The following is a 3,061-nucleotide window of genomic DNA, read 5'->3' as shown; positions in this document are numbered from 1 at the left end:
CTCCAAAACCGTGGGCTGCGGGTTCAAGTCCTGTCTCCCCTGCCATTATTGTAAATTCAATATTTGCAAGCGATGACCCTACCTTAAAATTCAAAAAATCCGTGGGCCCTGAGAAAGAAGGTGGTGCACCACGGAGGGGTATAAAGGAGGGTCATTTTGTTATGTCTAAAATCCGAAACATCTCATCTATAACTGCAAAGACAGTTATTGACATGAAAGCGCTCCTTGAAGAAGTTCTTCTCGTAAAAGAAGCTGATAGCCTTTCACCTCGCACTTTGAAAGATCATCGCTATCACATTGAGAAGTTCATCGAATTTCTAGGATTAAACTACCCTACTTATCAACAAATCCGTATAGCGCTTCTCAAGTATTTGAATGCTTCCTCATCGTTCTCTGTAAACTCATTTTGAAGAAAAACTAAAATGAATAAAAAAGCTGCCTGCAAAATTTTAGGCAGCCTTTTAAGTTTAATACTCCTCTTTTTCATACTTTGCCACAATTCTCGTGGCTATTCCTCCTCTTTCTTGAAATTCGCCTATTATTTCCATAAATTTTGGCTGCAGGAGTTCCACCAAATCATCTAAAATTCTGTTTATTGCATGTTCTTGCAATATACCTACATTCCTATAAGATGTAAGGTAATATTTTAAGGATTTAAGTTCTACAAGTTTTTTGTGGGGTATATACCTTATAGTAAGTTTTGCATTGTCAGGTAATCCTGTCCAAGGGCAAACAGAAGAAAATTCATCGGTAATATACTCCACGATAGTATTTTTTTCAGGATATTCATATTCAATAGATTCTAGAACTTCTTTGTCAATTTTTTCGTAACCGTAAATGTCAAATCTTCTCTCTTTGTATTTATCTGTCAAATTTCACAACTCCTCTCTTTTCAATTGTAAAAAGCAAAAAATATCCAGTTACCAAAAGTACAGTTTCCGCTACTCCCACGCTTAAGAAAGTCGGAATAAATGGTATGCCTGCAGAAACTTTTAAAGTAATTGCAACTGATGCTGCAATCCAAAGGGCTATGAATATAGCTCCTATCGCTTTGTGAGTAAGTCTTCCAATGTAGTATCCAATTGTACAGCCTATTAAGTTCGAAAGAGGCATAAAAATTAATTCCATTGCACCAGCAAATGGGCTAAACAAATTTGCAAAAAAATTTCCTATCATCATGGAAATAGCATATTTTTTATTGAATACTACAATGGATTTCGTAATTTCCCCGACTCGAAATTGAACGGGTAAAAACGAAATGGAAGAAAATATAATTGTGAGTACAAAATAAATCGCTGCAACAAGAGCGATTTCAGCTAAATCTTTTATTCTTTTTTTGGACACAAAATTACCTCCCTTGTTTTGTTAACTGGGGTTACCGCGACCCAGGTGAGCATTTTGTTGCTCACTGTAATTAATTTTAACATGATTATATGAGTAATTTCAACTACAAATAGCTTCCTAGCAAGTTGTAGTAGGAGTTCCTAAATATTCACTCACCATCTTCATGGCACAGAATTCACCACACATACTGCAGGTCTCCACATTAGGCTTATTCTTAGTTACACGGTATTTTTCGGCTTTTTCAGGGTCAATTGAAAGTCGTATTTGTTCATTCCAGTCTAAATTTGTCCTAGCTTTTGCCATAGCTAAATCTTTTTCTCTGGCCTTTTTTATACCTTTTGCTATATCCGCAGCATGTGCAGCAATTTTAGCAGCAATGACACCTTCTTTGACATCTTGTATGTCAGGAAGTCCAAGATGTTCTGCAGGGGTGACATAACACAGAAAATCTGCTCCTGCAAAAGCAGCAATCGCTCCTCCTATTGCAGCAGTGATGTGATCGTAGCCCGGAGCAATATCTGTTACTACCGGCCCTAGCACATAAAAAGGAGCATTGTAACAAAGACTTTTCTGTAGTTTTACATTGGCTTCGATTTGATCAATGGGAACATGACCAGGTCCTTCTACCATTACTTGAACTCCTGCTTCTCTAGCCTTTTTAACAAGTTCGCCTAAAATTATCAGCTCTTGAATTTGAGCTGCATCGGTTGCATCTTCAAGACATCCTGGTCGAAGCCCATCCCCAAGACTCAGCGTTACATCATATTTTTTTGCTATGTCTAAAAGCCTATCAAAATATTGATAAAGGGGGTTCTCTTTTTCATTATGAAGCATCCAGGCTATTGTAAAAGCTCCTCCTCTACTTACTACATTCATAATTCGTTTGTTGTCTTTAAGTCTTTTAAGGGATTCTAAAGTAAGACCGCAGTGGACAGTGATGAAATCAACTCCATCTTTTGCTTGTTCTTCTATCACTTTAAAAATAAATTCCTCAGGCATTGCTACAATGCTGCCGTATCTTGATATAGATTCTACTGCTGCTTGATACATAGGCACTGTACCAACAGGTACAGATGAGTTTTTGATTATTTCTCGGCGTGACTTGTTAACATCGCCACCAGTGCTTAAATCCATTACTGCATCTGCTCCAGCATCTATAGCTACTTTCAACTTTTCAATTTCTTTTCTAATTTCAGGAAAGGCATCGGAAGTTCCAATGTTAGCATTTACTTTTGTTGACAATCCTTTTCCTATACCCTTGGGAACGAGATTTATGTGGTTAACATTTGCTGGTATTACTATTTCACATTTTTTGACCCCTTCTAGGACAAATTCTTCAGACACATCTTCATAGTCTGCAACTATTTTCATCTCTTTTGTAATAATGCCCGATAAAGCATATTCTAATTGAGTCATACCAAAACCTCCTTTAAATTAAATAATAAAATATGCCCACCTGAAAAGGTGAGCACTTTTTACAAATTTCGTAAAACGTGCTTCCCTTCGCAGGCATTACCCTGGTCAGGTTCTAAGGGTCGGGAACGAATCCCCTCTCAGCCATTTCTGGCTCCCCTAGCACTTGAGTATTTAATTTTTAGAATAGAATAGGTTAAAGTAATTATATCACAAAATTTCTCGAAATCCAACTTTCATTAAATAATCAGTCTGTGTCAAGATTTTGTAGGTAAAAAATTTTTATAACTGACCTCACCGTTAA

At 36.9% G+C, this 3,061-nt stretch carries 4 protein-coding genes and 1 riboswitch; of the genes, 1 reads left to right on the top strand and 3 read right to left on the bottom strand.

Going from position 1 to position 3,061, the window contains the following annotated elements; genetic code table 11:
* Positions 1–161 precede the first annotated feature (161 nt).
* Complete coding sequence (locus ACPLVE_RS10990) at positions 162–410, top strand: hypothetical protein (protein ID WP_424611584.1); 249 nt, start codon at positions 162–164, stop codon at positions 408–410.
* A gap of 57 nt (positions 411–467) precedes the next feature.
* On the opposite strand, the gene queF is transcribed toward ACPLVE_RS10990, so the two are convergent.
* The 3 genes from queF to thiC form a co-directional block, all read right to left on the bottom strand.
* On the bottom strand, positions 468–872 hold the full coding sequence (gene queF / locus ACPLVE_RS10985) for a preQ(1) synthase (RefSeq protein ID WP_022587997.1): 405 nt from the start codon (positions 870–872) through the stop codon (positions 468–470).
* Entirely contained in the window at positions 862–1,344 is a 483-nt protein-coding gene (locus ACPLVE_RS10980) for a QueT transporter family protein (RefSeq protein WP_424611583.1), read from the bottom strand. The genes queF and ACPLVE_RS10980 overlap by 11 nt, the downstream gene beginning before the upstream one ends.
* Before the next feature lie 117 nt (positions 1,345–1,461).
* Positions 1,462–2,760, bottom strand: a complete 1,299-nt coding sequence (gene thiC / locus ACPLVE_RS10975; RefSeq protein WP_424611582.1) for a phosphomethylpyrimidine synthase ThiC — start codon at positions 2,758–2,760, stop codon at positions 1,462–1,464.
* Positions 2,761–2,825: 65 nt separating this feature from the next.
* Positions 2,826–2,928: riboswitch (TPP riboswitch) on the bottom strand.
* Positions 2,929–3,061: the final 133 nt, after the last annotated feature.

Origin of the sequence: Caldanaerobacter sp., from assembly GCF_049701115.1 — a bacterium.
Lineage (GTDB): Bacteria > Bacillota > Thermoanaerobacteria > Thermoanaerobacterales > Thermoanaerobacteraceae > Thermoanaerobacter.
This window is presented reverse-complemented; position numbering and strand designations above follow the sequence as displayed.